This window comes from Flagellimonas marina, from assembly GCF_042651185.1.
In the GTDB taxonomy this organism is placed as follows: domain Bacteria; phylum Bacteroidota; class Bacteroidia; order Flavobacteriales; family Flavobacteriaceae; genus Flagellimonas; species Flagellimonas marina.
The window spans coordinates 271,856-288,699 of record NZ_JBHSCL010000004.1 but is presented as its reverse complement, the minus strand read 5'-3'; the positions used below and the strand labels follow the sequence as shown (position 1 = coordinate 288,699).

The window sequence follows — 16,844 nt, the reverse complement described above, 5'->3', positions numbered from 1 at the left end:
TGCAGTTAATCGATAAACTGCATGCCATCTTATCGAACCAAGGAGAAATGGCTCTGTAGGTATTTGGCATTTACGCGAACACCATCGTCATCTATATAGGACAGTTTAAACCAATAGTCTGTAGACGGAAGCGGTTTTCCGTTGAAGCTACCATCCCACCCTGAATCAAATTCGGTCATCTGCTTGATCAATTTTCCATAGCGGTCATAAATGGTAACAATGGGAGAATTGAGTTCAGAAAGCCCTTCAATTTGCCAGCTTTCATTAAGGACATCGCCGTTGGGTGAAAAAGAGGTCAAAAAACCAACCACCACTATGTCATCCTCCACTTCGCCGCAACCATAAATATCGCGCAAGTATACCCTGTGGTTTCCCGGGGTAACGCCTTCAAACACATTGCTGGATTGATAGGCTCCATCATCCATTCGGTATTCCAAATTTGCAGAATTCCCTTCTGTGATGATGGTAACCATATTATTGGTTCGTAAATCTTGTATGTCTATGGCCACATCAGCAATGCTAGGTAGAGTGGACATGCTTACTGCAATTGTACTGGTGACCTCGCAAGATGAGTTGCTTGACGTATTGGTTATGGTAAGGGTATATTCACCTTCCTCAGAAACCATAATGCTGGGCGATTGTTCCCCGGTACTCCACAAATAGGTAAATGCAGGATTGGGCATGGTCTCACCAATTTCAACAAATCCCAAGCTTTCACATATAACCGCTTCCTCATCAAAGGTAATTTCAGGGGTTTCAATGGAATCCAAAACAAAATTTTGTGAAGCATCGTAACAATCTGGATTCGCCAAAGAAGTGGTCCGTACATAAATGGTTTCCGGTCCAGGACTTTTTTCATATTGTTTTTGAAGTGGATTGATTCCCAAATTGGCATCCGCTTGAGAACTATGGTAGCTGACCATAAAATCATTGGAATCTTGGGAACCCAATGCCTCTGCATCCTTAGTGCCAAGGTCAAAAACTATATTGGGGACATGGCAATAAACCGTATCGGCCATAGTAGCTGTAGTGGGCGTGGGCGTAAATCCAACTTGAACATCACTGATGATTGTTTCCATCCCCGTTGTGACCACAACACGATATTGTGCCGAATATGGAACAGAATATGTTGAAGAAGTGGCTCCAGATATAAGTTGGAACCCGCTTCCTGTATCACTATACCATTCATAGCTCATAGCTCCAGAGGTGGCGGCATCCAACACTACAGGATCATTTTCACAAGCGGCTATGGGTGGCCCCAAAAGGTTATTGATAATGGAGCAATCCAAGGCATCATTAGGGTTGGTAATCCATATGTTTCCGGTAAATTGAATGGAAAAACCGGAGTTCACATTACTAAAGTTGTTGATAAGGAGATAATAATCCTCACCAGCATTTACCTGAAGCCAATCTTCATAATGTACGGAATCTTCATCTCCGGTAGGGTCCACCCCCACTCCAATAAAGCTTTTGTTTTCACTGTTATCGAAAAAGTTACAACGAATGGGCTCACCTAACATGTTACAATCAGAAGCGCGATAAAGTGCAAAATCCCAGTCTTCGTTACTATTGTGCCCAATATTAAAACCCAACTGCCCCGAAGCTGCGGTCCTGAATCGGTACCAGGCCGAATTGGATTCTATGGATCCAGATAACGTCTGCTCCAAACACCCACTGGAACTAGCACCATTAAAATCGTCAACCCCATAACCATTGGTACCCCCATTGATTGGCGTGTTGCTACAAATAGGTATAGCATTGGCACATTCTTGGGAAACCTGGGCATGTGAAAATTGCCAAAAAAGGCATAAGATTAAAGTTCTTGTCACCAATTTTACCATAAAAGACTGTAGGTTTGGGCATTATAAAAATAGTGAGGCCCTTGCCTTAACAATAATTTATGTTGTCAAACTCACCATACCAGATGTTAAATCGTTCATTAATGTTATCTTTGCTGTCTTGAAGAAACAGCTATGAAATTAGAGCAGGCTTTGGAAGAACAGTATGAGGAAAGGGGCAACGATCATGTTGGCTCTTCAACAGAGACCCCTATAAGGGAAGATGCTTTTGTGTTGAGCGACGAGGAAAAAATTGAACGGATACAGAAAAATGTCCGTGAAATTATGTTGACCCTCGGTCTTGATTTGGACGATGACAGTCTTGCAGGAACCCCAAAAAGGGTCGCCAAAATGTATGTGAAAGAGGTTTTTGGCGGATTGCACCCCAAGCGCAAACCAGAATCATCCACCTTTGAAAACAAATACAAGTACGGTGAAATGCTGGTGGAAAAGAACATTGTACTCTACTCCACTTGCGAACATCACCTGTTGCCTATCATTGGAAGAGCCCATATTGCCTATATCTCCAATGGTACTGTGGTTGGTCTTTCCAAAATGAACCGTGTGGTTGACTATTACGCCAAACGTCCTCAGGTACAAGAACGGTTGAACATACAAATTGTAAAAGAACTCCAACAGGTCCTGGGAACCGAGGATGTGGCCTGTGTCATTGACGCAAAACATTTATGTGTAAATTCCCGCGGTATCCGTGATATTGAAAGCAGCACTGTTACCGCAGAATACGGAGGGAAATTTAAGGATGAAGCCATACGGAGGGAGTTTTTGGACTACATCAATCTGGATACCGACTTTTAACGCCACATTTTTCAATGCAACTTTACAAGGACCAAAACCTTAGAGTACACAATTCACTTACCGGAAAAAAAGAGGATTTTCAACCCATAAATGAAGGCCATGTTGGGATGTATGTATGCGGCCCAACCGTGTATAGCAATGTACATTTGGGCAACTGCCGCACATTCATGTCCTTCGATATGATTTTTAGGTACTTTAAACATTTGGGGTTCAAAGTGCGCTATGTCCGCAACATTACCGATGCCGGGCATTTGGAAAATGACGCGGATGATGGCGAGGACAAAATCGCCAAAAAAGCAAAATTGGAACAGATTGAACCCATGGAAGTGGTGCAACGCTACACCGTGGATTTTCACAATACACTACAGCAGTTTAATTTATTGCCTCCAAGCATTGAACCCACTGCCACAGGTCATATCATTGAACAGATAGAAATCATTAAGGAGATTCTTGAAAAAGGATACGCTTATGAAGCCAATGGTTCTGTTTATTTTGATGTGATCAAGTTCAACAAGGACCATGAATACGGTAAACTCAGCGGACGAAAGTTGGAAGATATGATCGCCAACACCCGTGAGCTTACCGCACAAGATGAAAAACGCAATCCACAGGATTTTGCACTTTGGAAAAAGGCAGAACCCCAGCACATTATGCGTTGGCCGTCCCCTTGGGGCGATGGTTTTCCCGGATGGCATTTGGAGTGCACAGCCATGAGCACCAAATATTTGGGAGAAACGTTTGACATCCACGGAGGAGGAATGGACCTTAAATTTCCGCATCACGAGTGCGAAATTGCACAGGCCGAAGCCAGTACCGGACATTCACCGGTGAAGTATTGGTTGCACGCCAACATGCTGACACTCAATGGAAAAAAGATGTCCAAATCCACAGGAAACAACATCTATCCATCAGAAATTATCAGTGGCAACAACGATATTCTGAGCAAAGCCTACTCACCGGCAGTGGTTCGCTTTTTTATGATGCAGGCCCACTACACCAGTATTTTGGATTTGAGCGATGAAGCCTTACAAGCCTCCGAAAAAGGGTATAACCGATTGATGGATGCCATGGGAAGTCTCGACACCCTCAAAACTGGGTCAAAATCTGAATTTGAGATTGCAGTATGGAAGCAGAAATGCTATGATGCCATGAACGATGATTTCAACACACCAATCCTTATTGCCCATCTTTTTGATGCCGTTAAACACATCAATTTGATAAAGGAAGGAAAGGAAAATATCACACAAGAGGACAAAACTGAGCTGGAAAACACCCTACAAGCATTTGTTTATGATGTTTTGGGTATTGAAAGCCAATCCATGGCCAAAGACGACTCCAATGCGTTAAAAGGGGTCATGGAACTTCTCATTCAATTGCGAAATGAAGCACGCGCCAATAAGGACTTTGCCACTTCAGATAAGATTCGGGATGAATTGACCGCGCTTGGAATACAATTAAAGGATGGAAAGGACGGAACTACCTTCAGTATAAATTAAACAGAATAATGGGGGAACAATGTCACTAAAAAAGATTCTTATCGCCCCTTTTGTTTTTATGGTCCGTGGCTACCAGCTCCTTATTTCACCCTATCTCCCGGCTACCTGCAGATACTCTCCAACCTGTTCTACCTACACCTTGGAAGCACTTAGAAAACACGGTCTTTTTAAAGGAGGTTGGCTTTCTATAAAAAGAATTGCCAGTTGCAATCCCTGGGGCGGAAGTGGTTATGATCCTGTGCCTTGACAAATGCAAGTGCAAAAAACAAGTGCAAGTTCAAAAAACAAGTTCAAACACACGTTTCAAGTGCAAGTGCAAAATGGTTTCAGAAAGGTTAAGAGTAACCAAAAATGCAAAAATGCAACAATCCAACGGCCCAACCATTCAAAGTAGTTATATTAGTCCAAAAATTTACATAGATGTATTTCCTAGGCTTTAACTGGAACCCCGAAGGCACCCTTTTTAAATTGGGTTTTATTCAGATAAAATATTACAATCTTCTTTGGATTGCCGCCTTTGTGGTCGGTTGGTTCATCATGAAGAAAATCTTCCAAAATGAAAAAAAGTCCATGGAAAAATTGGACTCCCTATTCATTTACACCGTGGTCTCCATTATGCTCGGTGCACGTTTAGGTCATGTTTTCTTCTATGATTGGGCGTATTATCAAAACCATTTGGTGGAAATTCTGTTGCCCATCCGAGAAAATGCAAACGAATCCCTTTTTGGAATCATCAATGGGTATGAATTCACCGGTTTTACCGGGTTGGCCAGTCACGGAGCTACCATCGCTGCCATAATTGGCGTGTGGTTATACTGTAGAAAATGGGAAGACATCAACATGCTTTGGTTGTTGGACCGATTGGTGATTCCATCTGCTATTGGAGCCTGTTTTGTACGTTTGGGGAACTTTTTCAACTCCGAAATCAATGGAAAAACCGTTGACGAGTCCTTTTTTATGGCCACTCGATTTATTCGGGATTCTGACGACATGCCGGCCTACAAAGCCATGGCTTTGACCAAGCAACAAACTGAAAACGCGGCGTACAAGGCCATAGAACATAATCCTGATTTCACCTCTATTTTGGAGTCGATTCCGTTTCGCCATCCAGCACAATTGTACGAGGCCATTTGTTATGTTTTTGTCTTTATCACCCTATATCTTTTGTATTGGAAAACCGATAAAAAGGATAAAACAGGTTATCTTTTTGGGTTGTTCATGGTGCTCCTTTTTGCAGTTCGATTTGTAGTGGAATTCTTCAAGAAAAGTCAAGGTGGCTTCGAAGAATCCTTGGGCCTTCTCTCCACTGGACAGTGGTTGAGTATCCCCATGGTCATCATTGGGCTGTACTTTATGTTCCGGCCAATAAAGTCAAAAGCATAACATCATGCGAAACATTTTCATCCTTGTTTGCATTTCATTTTTTATGTTTTTGGCATGCAAAACGGAATCCAAACGTGAAATCAAGACCGAAACCATTGCATTTAAAAAAGAAGGTGACCTGTCCATATTTAAACAGGATACGGATTCCATTGTTTCAAACTTTGATATTGAAATTGCGGATACCGAGTATGAAACCCAAACAGGCCTTATGTACCGGTCTTCCATGGAAAAAAATCAGGGGATGTTGTTCATTTTTCCTGAGGAAGCCATGCATTCCTTTTATATGAAAAACACGGAGTTTCCTTTGGATATCATTTACATTGATGCCAATCAGAAAATCGCAAGCTTCCAAAAAAATGCGGAACCCTTTAATGAAAACAGTCTACCTTCAAATGCCCCGGTAAAATATGTGTTGGAAATCAATGCCGGACTGTCTGACCAAATGGGATTACAGGTGGGCGATAGTATTTCCTTTACCCGAAATTAGATGTCAAAATATCTGCTGGAAAATGAAAGCTCGGAACGTTTACTGTTCCGAAAGATAGCACCTTCGGATTTTGATGATTGGTTACCCTTTTACCGCAACCCGAAATCCACTCAATTCTGGGAAGGACTCCCCTCCGACCCTACTGAAGCATGCCATACCCAATTCAACCGAATTTTTGAGCGTTACGAAAATGATTTGGGTGGCATGAACGCGCTGATCTTAAAAGAAACCGGTGAACTGGTAGGGATTTGTGGGCTCTTGGTGCAAGTGGTTGATGATGTGGAAGAATTGGAAATTGGCTATTCGGTATTGCCCAAATTTTGGTTGCAAGGCTATGCGTTTGAGGCTGCCCAAAAATGTAAGGAGTATGCTTTCGCAAATAAGTTTTCAGGTTCTTTGATTTCCATCATCCATGTAGACAATATACCCTCCCAAAAAGTTGCGCTAAAAAATGGGATGTATTTGGACAAAACCACCGATTACAAGGATAATCCTGTCCATATTTTTAGAGTTACTAAAGGATAATTGTAATTTTAGGGGATATTTTCCTTCGCATGGACCAGCCCAAAAACTACGCGATTCTTACCAACAACACATCGCAGACCCAAGAATTTGTTGCCAAACTTTTGGGCAACATCAGTATAGATGAACTAAAGCTTCTACAAAATAAGAGAGGACTTCTGTTTTCAAGGTCGGAGATTGAGCGGTTTATGGATGAAGAAGACCGACATGACCTAAAAATCCTGACAAAGGACACTCCCCAATCCTTAAAAACGATGAGCAGCGGCGAGCAAAAGAAAGCGCTGCTCAATTATTTGTTAAACCAAGAGCCTGATTTTTTGGTGCTCATCAATCCGTTTGACAATTTGGATGTGGCCACCCAAGAAAGTTTGAAAGAGCAATTAACTGAAATTTCAAAGTCGAGGTCTTTGGTACATTTTACAAGTCGATTGGGTGATATACTCCCTGTGACCACCGATTTCTTCAAACTGAACGGAAATGAATTGGAAAAATATGCATCCCCGGAAGCATTTTGGGAAGCCAACCGTCATGATGACCCACAATTTAAAGGCACCATCCCCGCCCCCATCAATCCCATAAAAGAAGAAAGTACCGAATTGGTCAATTTCACCAATATATCGGTAAGTTTTAATGGTCGGCAAGTTTTAAAGGATATTAATTGGTCTGTAAAACAAGGCGAGTTTTGGCAATTGATAGGCCCCAACGGCAGTGGAAAAACCACCATGTTGTCCATGATCACGGGAGACAGCCATAAAGGATATGGACAGGACCTTACCTTATTCGGGCAAAAGAAAGGCAGCGGTGAAAGTGTCTGGGACCTCAAGCAAAGGATAGGCTATTTTACGCCCTCGGTAACCGATAAGTTTAGAGGTTACCACAGTTTGGAAAATATGATTATTTCGGGACTTCACGACTCCATTGGTTTATATGTATTACCAACCCAGGCTGAAAGACGCCTTGCTGGACAATGGTTAAAATTGCTAGGGATGCATGATAAAAAAGACACCCATTTCCGTGAACTTACTTCTGGCGAAAAGCGATTGGTAATGACAGCGCGGGCCATGGTGAAGCACCCCCCTCTCCTTATATTGGACGAACCTACCGCTGGTCTGGATGATAAAAGTGCGGCTTTGTTTGTGGCTTTGGTGAACAAAATCGCAAAAGAAAGTGATTCGGCCATCCTTTTTGTTTCGCATAGGGATGAACCTAAGCTTAATCCCCAATTTATTTTTGAATTAATTCCTTCGGAAAACGGCTCTATAGGTATTATACACAATGAAAAATAAAAGGCCGCTCCAAGAGAAAATGAAACGGCCTTTTAAGGTGTAATCTAAAACTATTGTTATGCTTTATCAGCAGGAACAATTTTCTCTTTTAAAGAATCGAACATGACCGGTGTTGCAATGAATACCGAAGAATAGGTACCCACAATAACACCAACAATCATGGCGAACATAAATCCTCTAAGGCTTTCTCCTCCAAAAACGAATATGGCCAACAATACAATCAAAGTAGTTAATGATGTATTCAAGGTTCTACTCAAGGTACTATTTAGAGCTTCGTTGATATTTTCTCCAGCCTTCCAACCTTTTAGCCCAACAATCTCACGAATACGGTCAAATACTACTACGGTATCGTTCAAGGAATAACCAATTACCGTTAGGATAGCCGCAATAAAAGCTTGGTCAATTTCCATGTTAAAGGGCATAATGCTTCCAGTAAGGGAGAAGATTCCCAACACAACCATCACATCATGGAAAACAGCGACAACAGCTCCCAAAGAGAACTGCCATTTTCTAAATCGCAATAAGATATAGAGGAACACAACAGCCAAAGAGCCCAAAATGGCCAAAAAGGCGTTCTTTTTTATATCATCCGCAATGGTTGGTCCCACTTTTACGGATTGTAATATTCCTATTGATTTTTCAGAAGCACCCACAGTGAAATCATCGAAGGAAGTACCATCTGGCAAATATTTTTGTAGCGATGTGTACAGTTTATTTTGAATTTCGGTATCGACTTCAATACCTTCTTCATCCACTTTATACGGAGTGGTGACTTTTATCTGATTGGCATCACCAAAGGTCTTTACATTGGTTCCGCTTCCAAATACTTCATTCAATTCTGATGCAATCTCAGAAGGGCTCACGGCTTTCTCAAAACGAATTTGGTACGAACGACCACCAATGAAATCAACACCTTGGTTAAGGCCGTTGGTAAACAAAGAAAAAATACTTACTGCCACCAAAATCCCAGAGACTACATAAGCAATCTTACGTTTCACCAAGAAGTCAATGTTCATTTTGCTGAACAAATTCTTGGTAATACTCGTAGAGAAATCCAATCGTCTGCCTTTTTTAGCCGTGTATGCTTCAATCATTAAACGGGTTACAAAAATGGCCGTAAACAATGAGGTGACAATACCGATCAAAAGTGTGGTTGCAAATCCTTTAATGGGCCCTGACCCAAATATGAATAGGATAATTGCCGTTAAACCAGTGGTAATGTTGGCATCCAGAATAGAGGACAACGCGTTACCAAAACCATCTGCAATGGCTTGCGCCTTACCTTTACCACGGGCCAATTCCTCTTTTACCCTTTCAAAAATAAGTACGTTGGCATCTACCGACATACCTATGGTCAAAACGATACCGGCAATACCAGGAAGTGTTAAAACAGCTCCCAAGCTGGTCAATACGCCGAAAATCAACAGAATGTTGAACACCAAGGCGATGTCCGCAAAAATACCGGCCTTACCGTAGTAGAAAATCATCCATATCAATACAAAGAGCATGGCTATCACAAAGGACATAAATCCACTGTCAATGGCCTCTTGTCCCAAAGATGGACCTACTACTTCAGATTGAATGATCTCTGCGGATGCAGGTAGCTTACCAGCACGCAATACGTTGGCAATATCTTTGGTTTCATTTACCGTGAAAGTTCCTGTAATCTCGGAACGTCCACCAGAAATTGGTCCTGAAGAAACACCAGGGGCCGTATATACCTTATTATCCAATACAATGGCAATACCCGTTTGATTGTTATACGCATCACCAGTCAATTCTTCCCACTCCTTGGCACCACGAGTGTTCATGGTCATACTCACGGCGGGTTTATTGAACTGGTCAAAGGTATCTTGTGCATCGGACACCACATCCCCACTGATTCTTGGAGTACCATCCCTATTGGATTTTAGGGCGTATAATTCAACCACCTCAGCATCTTGTGAGGGTCTCTCCCATAAAAATTTGGTGAACTGCACATCATTGGGCAGCAATCTTTTGATTTCAGGCATTCTTAGATACCCTCCTATTTCCGCTGTGTCAGTCACCAAAGCACGGGCAATGGCATGGCTGCCTGGATCAGCAGGAATTAATTTTCCCAACAATGGATTGGTCTGAGGGGCCATATCCAAAGAATCTTGGGAGACATCAGACAATAGAGAGTCAATTTCTGATTCTGGCTTGGAAAGCTCATCCTCTCCAGATTCAGTAGGCTCCAAAATCTCTTGAAGTCTTTGGTTGGCACTTACAAAGAATGCGCCTAAGCTTTGATTGCTCTGCGGATAGGTTTCCCAAAACTCCAACTGGGCGGTACTGGACAACAGTTCCTGGGCACGGGCAATATCGCGCGCTCCCGGAAGTTCCACTAAGATTCGTCCTGAATTTCCTTCTCGTTGAATATTGGGTTGGGTCACCCCAAAACCATCAATACGCTCACGGAGTACTTCAAATGCAGAAACAATGGATTCATCAATTTTTCTGCGAATAACAGGTTTTACCTGATCATCCGTCATCTGAAAATTAACATCATCACTTAACCCCTTGTTGGCAAAAATATCGGGAGAGGCCAATTTGGTATCTCCTTTAATATTATCAAACGCTTCAAAGAACAGTTCCAAATACGTATTATCGCTACTTTTGGATGCCTCATCGGCATCGGCCAATGCTTTGTTGAAAACAGGATTTTTGGTATTGTTGGCCAACCCTTTTAAGATATCTTTTACAGAAATCTGAAGGGTAACGTTGATACCCCCCTTAAGGTCAAGACCTTTATTCAACTCTTTTGTCTTGGCATCTTCATAGCTGGTAAATCCTAGAACGGAGTTATCGCTGATGGAATCTAGATACGATGCCTCTAAAGCTTCACGCTTAGCCACATAATCCTCCTCTGCCTCTGAAATTTGGCTAACGGCGTAAGCTTCAGCATCTTTTTCCAACTTACTTGTTATGAAAGTAAAGGATAGCTGATAGATACTCACCAAGCCAAAAAGGATGGCGAAAAGCCTTATTAGTCCTTTATTTTGCATTGATTGTTAAATTTTTAGAAGTTTTCTTAAACAGCGTGCAAATATATCATTTCCCATAAGATTTGCCAATAGAAATTGATGGAATTGTATTTACAGCTAACGGATGGATGTTGAATCTAGAGTCGGGAGGTTATAAAATAGAGACAAGACGAAAGAGCCAAGAAACAAGAGTCTAGAGTCTAGAGTCTAGAGAAAAGACAAAAACTCAGTAACTGAATAACCCAATAACTTAATCAACGAATAACCAAATCAACAAATTCCAAAAAACAAGTTCAAGTATCAAGACGAAAGAGGATAGAGGATAGAGAAAAGAATCAAAAGCCAAGAGCAAAGAGCCTACACTGAAGACAATAACCGAATAACTAAATATCCAAACCCAAACCACTGCCCACTGACTACTGACTTCCGACTTCCGACTTCTGACTTCTGACCTCAGACTCCTTGACCAAAATCCATCAACCCAAACCACCCATCCGTCAATCCATAGTCCAAAAACTGACCTGTAAACTGGATATTGCCACGTTAAACATTTAAAAATCAATACGATGATACAAAAAAAATTGCTTTATGCAACGCTCTTCGCATTAGCCTTGGTGATTTCGTGTAGTAAGGACGATGGTCCTTCCACCCCACCAACACCACCTGCACCACCTACCCCAGAGAATACCGCACCGCAGATCACCAACACCTCTAAAACATTCACAGTACCGGAGAACATCAGCGATACCCATATCATTGGTACGGTAACCGCAACAGATGCCGATGAGGACACCCTTACCTTTAAAATAGACACCAACAGCGACAATTTATTCGAAATTTCTGGAGCTGGCACCATCAGTCTAGCCGCTGGAAAGACCTTAAACTTCGCCACAAAAGATAGCCATGTCTTGGGCATCAGCGTGAATGATGGTACCGCCAATGCCACGGCCGACTTCACTATTAAAGTGACCGAAGTGGTGGCCAACAACGAGATCCCAGTCATTGAAGCACAAAGCTTTGAGGTGGCCGAAAACATTTTGGACGTGGATGTAATAGGCACTGTGACCGCCACCGACCCAGAGAATGATGACATTACCTTTTCTATTGCCGAGGACACTGCCGGACTTTTCGAAATTACCATAGGTGGTGAACTGAGCCTTTTGGAAGGACAGAACCTTGATTTCGAAGTGGCCACGGAACACACGCTAACTATAGAGGTGAGCGATGGCAACACCGCTGCACAGGCTACCATCACCATAAACGTTACAGAAGTAGTGGTCGCAGTCAATGAAGCGCCTTCTATCGAAAATCAAATCTTTGAGGTTTCAGAGGATATTGCCGACGATGTATTAATTGGAACTATTACAGCTAACGACTCAGAAGACGATGCCCTCACCTTTTCCATCGTTGAGGATACTTCTGAACTCTTTGAGATTACTACAGATGGTGAACTGAGCTTGGCCGCTGGAAAAAGTCTGGATTATGAGACAGCCACCGAGCATACCATCACTGTAGAAGTTACGGATGAAAACAACGAGCCTGTTTCTGCGGAAATTACGATAACCGTTACTGATGAATACGAAAGCCTTTTTGATGATCCTGAATCATTTATTACGATTTGGCAAACAACCTCTCCAAGCGAAGCCATTACCATTGGGGTAAACGCAGGCATAATGTTTCCGTATAACTATACGATAGATTGGGGAGATGGAACCGTTGAAAACATTGCCCATAGTAATAACCCATCTCATGTGTATGAAGGCCCTGGTGCGCATCAAGTAGCCATAAAAGGACAATTTCCTTCTATTCGAATGAGTCAAGTATCTCAAACAGATCGTAATAAGTTGACTAGAATAGCCCAATGGGGAAATAATCCCTGGAAAACAATGTTCGAAGCATTCTATTATTGCCAAAATCTGAATTCCATTGCTACCGACATTCCCAACCTCTCTGCATTGAACAGTACAAAATCCATGTTCGAAGGGGCAGAAAATTTCAATGCTGAAATTAATGATTGGGATGTGAGCAATATAACCAATATGTCACGCATGTTCTATTTGGCCACGAGCTTCAACCAAGATTTAACTGGTTGGAATTCGAACACACACAACGTTACTGATATGTCATATATGTTTGCTACGGACATTAACAGCCAAACTGAGTTTAATGGCGACATCAGTGGATGGGATGTAAGTAGCGTAACCAATATGCAATATATGTTTGCCTATAATACTTCCTTTAACCAAAATTTAAGTGGATGGAACGTGAGCAATGTCGATACAATGTATGCCATGTTCAACAATGCAACAACATTTAACAATGCGAGTATAGGAACTTGGCAACTGAATAGTGAAGGCGTTAACATGGGCTTTATGTTGAGTAATTCTGGACTAAATTCTATAAACTATAGCCTTATACTTAGGGGTTGGGCCGTGAACAATCCTCCCTCGGACTTATCATTAAGTGCTGCTGGACTTACTTATTGCAATGACCAACAAACCATTGGTTCACGTGCATTTCTCACCTCAACGAAAAACTGGACAATTAATGATGCTGGGCCTACGCAATGTCAAGGCTTTTAGAATTACTCTTAACTTTAATCTAAAATTTTAATTCAAGGCACCGAGGGGAATTTTTCTTCTCGGTGTTTTTTTGTGTCCTGACACGAGATGTGAGATGTGAGTGTTGAGATTGACTGATTCCAAAAAACAAGCTCAAGTGCAAGTGCAAGAATCAAGAGCAAGTCTCAAGTTCAGAGTTCAGAGTTCAGAGTTCAGAGTTCAGAGTTCAGAGTTTAGCAACAAATAACAGAGTAACCGAATCAACAAATTACCGAATCAACAAATTCCAAGCACCAAAAAACAAAAATAGATTTCTCGACTGCGCTCGAAATGACATTAACGGCTAAACGGTCATTTCGACATGAGATGCAAAGCATCGATTGAGAAATCTGATTCCTAAATCCAAGCTCAAGTTCAAGAAACAAGACAAAAGAACCAAGACGCAAGACAGTAGCTCAGTAACCAATCAATCAAACACAACCCTGATTTCGCCATACCGAAATCCTCCCTTCTCAAGAAGGGATTTTCAACTCCCCTCTAAAGAGGGGCTGGGAGTGTGTTATTTCAATTAACAATTTCCAATAATCCAAAAAACAAGCCCAAGTTCAACAAACAAGAATCAAGAGTCTAGAACCAAGACGAAAGACGAAAGACAAGATAAAATAACTCAATAACCGAGTAACTGAATAACCCAATAACTGAGTGCCCTAAAAAAATGTCATTTCGAAATCAGGTGAAATCCCGGCTTTGTGTAGCCATGAATTTTGCAACCTAAATCCCGAAATGACAATTCTAAATTTGATTCAATCGAAATTAAATGTCCAGCAGGCCATTGGTCTTTTTGACGCCTTCTGCACTTTCCTGCATTTTCGCCTTTTCGGCTTCGGTCAGTTCAATTTCAACGATTTCTTCAATACCGTTTTTACCTAAAATCACGGGTACACCTATACAGATATCATTAAGGTCATATTCTCCTTCCAAGAATGTGGAACAAGGGAACATTTTCTTTTGGTCGCACGCAATGGCCTGAACCAATCCAGAAACGGCAGCTCCGGGAGCATACCATGCACTGGTCCCCAGCAATTTGGTTAATGTAGCGCCACCAACTTTGGTTTCTTCCACCACCCACTGCATTTTTTCATCCGAAAGAAATTCGGAAACTTTAATGCTGTTTCGAGTAGCGTGGGCAATCAAGGGAACCATACCGGTATCGCTATGTCCACCGATTACCATTCCGTCCACATCAGAAATGGGTGCACCCAAGGCTTCTGCCAATCTGTATTTAAAACGGGCGCTATCTAATGCACCACCCATTCCTATAATTTTATTTTTGGGCAAACCTGTGGCCTTGTGTACCAAATAGGTCATGGTGTCCATAGGGTTGCTAACTACAATAATGATAGCATTGGGAGAATGTTTCAATAAGTTACCGGAAACATCTTTTACAATTCCCGCATTAATCCCTATAAGTTCTTCACGAGTCATTCCCGGTTTACGTGGAATCCCTGAAGTGATTACCGCAATATCGCTATTGGCTGTTTTGGAATAATCGCTGGTGCTTCCAGTGATTTTGGTATCAAAACCATTCAAGGAAGCAGTTTGCATTAAATCCATGGCTTTTCCTTCCGCGTATCCTTCCTTAATATCCAATAACACAACTTCTGCCGCAAAATCCTTTATGGCAATATATTCTGCACAGCTTGCTCCCACTGCGCCTGCTCCAACTACGGTAACTTTCATTTTTAAGGGTTTAAATTTTAATCGTTCAAAAATAAGGCATTTAGCTTAGAAAAGTGCTGACTTCCGCTAGTTTTAAGGAAGGATTTTTACCCTTAACATAATTCGGTAAAATCCTTGGACCTGTTAACAAAATGTGTCGTTCATCGAAGAATTTAATTTCCATGAAATCTTTTGCGATGTTTTTGCAATAATTTCTTACAAACCTACGTTCTATTAGTCCCAAATTTAACCTACTTGACCTATGAAAAAGCTCTTTTCATTGTTGTCCATTATTGGCATTATAGCCATAAGCAACTGCAGCCGCATCCCAGAGAACAACGATCCCATTTTGGGCATCTGGGCCAAAACTGAATCTTCAACATTAAATGGCAAAAGTACCGAGTCAACGCGGGAAGAGTGGATTTTCAACGATGTTTATCTGGGCAGATACCAAAGTTATTCAAACTCCAAACTGGTTTTTTACACTGATTTTAAATGGTCCCAAGAAAATGGGGTCTATACCATTATCTATGGTGACCCTCAAGTGGAGGACATCACGGTCAGTTTAGAACAAAGCAATGACCCTGAAATTTTAGCCCTGGAGAATGGTTCGGTCTTCGCCACCAGGGAATAGACAGGAAGACTACTTATATGAAAATAGAAGGCCCCAACGTAATTGTTGGGGCCTTTTTAATGGTTGGTCAGTTGGTTTGGTCATTATCTAAATCCGAAGTTGACACCAAAGGTGAAGGTACTGAACTCAGAAATATTGTAATCTGCATTGAGCCTAAAGAAGCCCAATTTTATTTTGGTACCCAGCGTGGCGGCAACCCCACTGGTTTTTTTCGATACTGTAAAAGGGTCTTCTATGGTTTCCGTAAAGAAAGGTCCGTTGGCCTCATAAGTTCCCAATAAATCTATGTCTGATTTTCCCGTGATATATCCCAATCCTCCGTAAAAATTGATTACAGGTATTTTTCGGGTAGATACCACAGCACTAAAGTTCCAGGTTTTAACAGAGGCATCAATACGTTGGTCTTCACCATTGATGACTCCAGTATCTGTAAAATCGTACTCTCCTGTAAGTCCTGTATATCCAATTACTGCGGAAATGGCCACAGGCAATAATTTATCGGCTGGAAGCATTTTGGTGAAATCATACTGGATACCCGCACCGAAAAGTCCAATTTTGGCATCATCATCAAACTTGATTTTTGGTAAAAAACGGGCTTTTACCTCAAGGCCTTTTACCAACCCCACGCTTCCCTGAATGTATCCAGAAGGGATAAAGTTGAAATTTTCGGCAGCCAATCCGGAAGGCAATTCAAACTCTTCTCGGAACAATCCGCTTTCATCTTCCACAAAAACTGTAACACCTTCAATATCGCCCAGTGCGGTTGAAATAGGCCTGGCCTGCCCAGGATTGTCTACAAAATCTAGGTTTTCATAGTCGTTGGGATCCAGAATGAAAGCTTTTTTATCATCCTTGTTTTTAAAACCGGTCAGGTTTCCAACTATGGATATTTCAAAGCCACCCAATGGCTTGGAGTCGGCTGTATTGTACCATCCATTGGAAATACTATAGATGGTTGCTTCGGAAACGGGAGCCAAATAAGCATTGGCAAAACGTTCAGCGTCTTCGACACCGGAAACGAAGAGGTCGTTTAAATCTTGCGCTTTGGAAACGGTCACCATGGTGAGGGCAACCAACAAAAGGATTTTTTTCATTTT

The 16,844-nt window shown here is 41.8% G+C and carries 13 protein-coding genes; 9 read left to right on the top strand and 4 right to left on the bottom strand.

The genetic code is table 11. The features are described 5' to 3' along the window. Window positions 1-29: 29 nt before the first annotated feature. On the bottom strand, window positions 30-1,841 hold the full coding sequence (locus ACFOWS_RS04850; RefSeq protein WP_379762832.1) for a T9SS type B sorting domain-containing protein: 1,812 nt from the start codon (window positions 1,839-1,841) through the stop codon (window positions 30-32). A 132-nt stretch (window positions 1,842-1,973) separates the two neighbouring features. Between ACFOWS_RS04850 and folE the strand changes: the two genes are divergently transcribed. The 7 genes from folE to ACFOWS_RS04815 all read left to right on the top strand — a co-directional run bounded on the left by folE (window position 1,974) and on the right by ACFOWS_RS04815 (window position 7,828). Then, window positions 1,974-2,654 (top strand): GTP cyclohydrolase I FolE, encoded by a 681-nt coding sequence (gene folE / locus ACFOWS_RS04845; protein ID WP_366591151.1) that lies wholly within the window; start codon window positions 1,974-1,976, stop codon window positions 2,652-2,654. Window positions 2,655-2,668: 14 nt separating this feature from the next. Beyond that, window positions 2,669-4,150 carry a cysteine--tRNA ligase gene (gene cysS, locus ACFOWS_RS04840; RefSeq protein ID WP_379762831.1) on the top strand — a complete coding sequence of 494 codons (1,482 nt, stop codon included), beginning with the start codon at window positions 2,669-2,671 and terminating at the stop codon, window positions 4,148-4,150. Window positions 4,151-4,169: 19 nt separating this feature from the next. Further along, on the top strand, window positions 4,170-4,397 hold the full coding sequence (yidD, locus tag ACFOWS_RS04835; protein WP_366591149.1) for a membrane protein insertion efficiency factor YidD: 228 nt from the start codon (window positions 4,170-4,172) through the stop codon (window positions 4,395-4,397). Window positions 4,398-4,570: 173 nt separating this feature from the next. Further along, window positions 4,571-5,533 carry a prolipoprotein diacylglyceryl transferase gene (lgt, locus tag ACFOWS_RS04830; RefSeq protein ID WP_366591148.1) on the top strand — a complete coding sequence of 321 codons (963 nt, stop codon included), beginning with the start codon at window positions 4,571-4,573 and terminating at the stop codon, window positions 5,531-5,533. A gap of 4 nt (window positions 5,534-5,537) precedes the next feature. Further along, window positions 5,538-6,020, top strand: coding sequence for a DUF192 domain-containing protein (locus ACFOWS_RS04825; RefSeq protein ID WP_366591147.1), 483 nt, complete (start codon window positions 5,538-5,540; stop codon window positions 6,018-6,020). Continuing rightward, window positions 6,021-6,545, top strand: a complete 525-nt coding sequence (locus ACFOWS_RS04820; RefSeq protein ID WP_379762830.1) for a GNAT family N-acetyltransferase — start codon at window positions 6,021-6,023, stop codon at window positions 6,543-6,545. Between the two features lie 29 nt (window positions 6,546-6,574). Next, window positions 6,575-7,828 (top strand): ATP-binding cassette domain-containing protein, encoded by a 1,254-nt coding sequence (locus ACFOWS_RS04815; RefSeq protein WP_379762829.1) that lies wholly within the window; start codon window positions 6,575-6,577, stop codon window positions 7,826-7,828. A gap of 56 nt (window positions 7,829-7,884) precedes the next feature. Here ACFOWS_RS04815 and secDF read toward each other — a convergent pair whose 3' ends face one another. Then, window positions 7,885-10,854 carry a protein translocase subunit SecDF gene (gene secDF, locus ACFOWS_RS04810; RefSeq protein ID WP_379762828.1) on the bottom strand — a complete coding sequence of 990 codons (2,970 nt, stop codon included), beginning with the start codon at window positions 10,852-10,854 and terminating at the stop codon, window positions 7,885-7,887. A gap of 545 nt (window positions 10,855-11,399) precedes the next feature. On the opposite strand from secDF, the gene ACFOWS_RS04805 reads away from it, so the two are divergent. Then, window positions 11,400-13,415 (top strand): BspA family leucine-rich repeat surface protein, encoded by a 2,016-nt coding sequence (locus tag ACFOWS_RS04805; protein WP_379762827.1) that lies wholly within the window; start codon window positions 11,400-11,402, stop codon window positions 13,413-13,415. A 792-nt stretch (window positions 13,416-14,207) separates the two neighbouring features. Here ACFOWS_RS04805 and mdh read toward each other — a convergent pair. Beyond that, window positions 14,208-15,134, bottom strand: a complete 927-nt coding sequence (gene mdh, locus ACFOWS_RS04800; RefSeq protein WP_379762826.1) for a malate dehydrogenase — start codon at window positions 15,132-15,134, stop codon at window positions 14,208-14,210. 241 nt (window positions 15,135-15,375) lie between these two features. Here mdh and ACFOWS_RS04795 point away from each other — a divergent pair, with 241 nt between their 5' ends. Beyond that, complete coding sequence (locus tag ACFOWS_RS04795) at window positions 15,376-15,747, top strand: hypothetical protein (protein ID WP_366591142.1); 372 nt, start codon at window positions 15,376-15,378, stop codon at window positions 15,745-15,747. A gap of 83 nt (window positions 15,748-15,830) precedes the next feature. Here the strand turns inward: ACFOWS_RS04795 and ACFOWS_RS04790 are convergent, their stop codons facing one another. Continuing rightward, window positions 15,831-16,841, bottom strand: coding sequence for a DUF6588 family protein (locus tag ACFOWS_RS04790; RefSeq protein ID WP_379762825.1), 1,011 nt, complete (start codon window positions 16,839-16,841; stop codon window positions 15,831-15,833). Window positions 16,842-16,844: the final 3 nt, after the last annotated feature.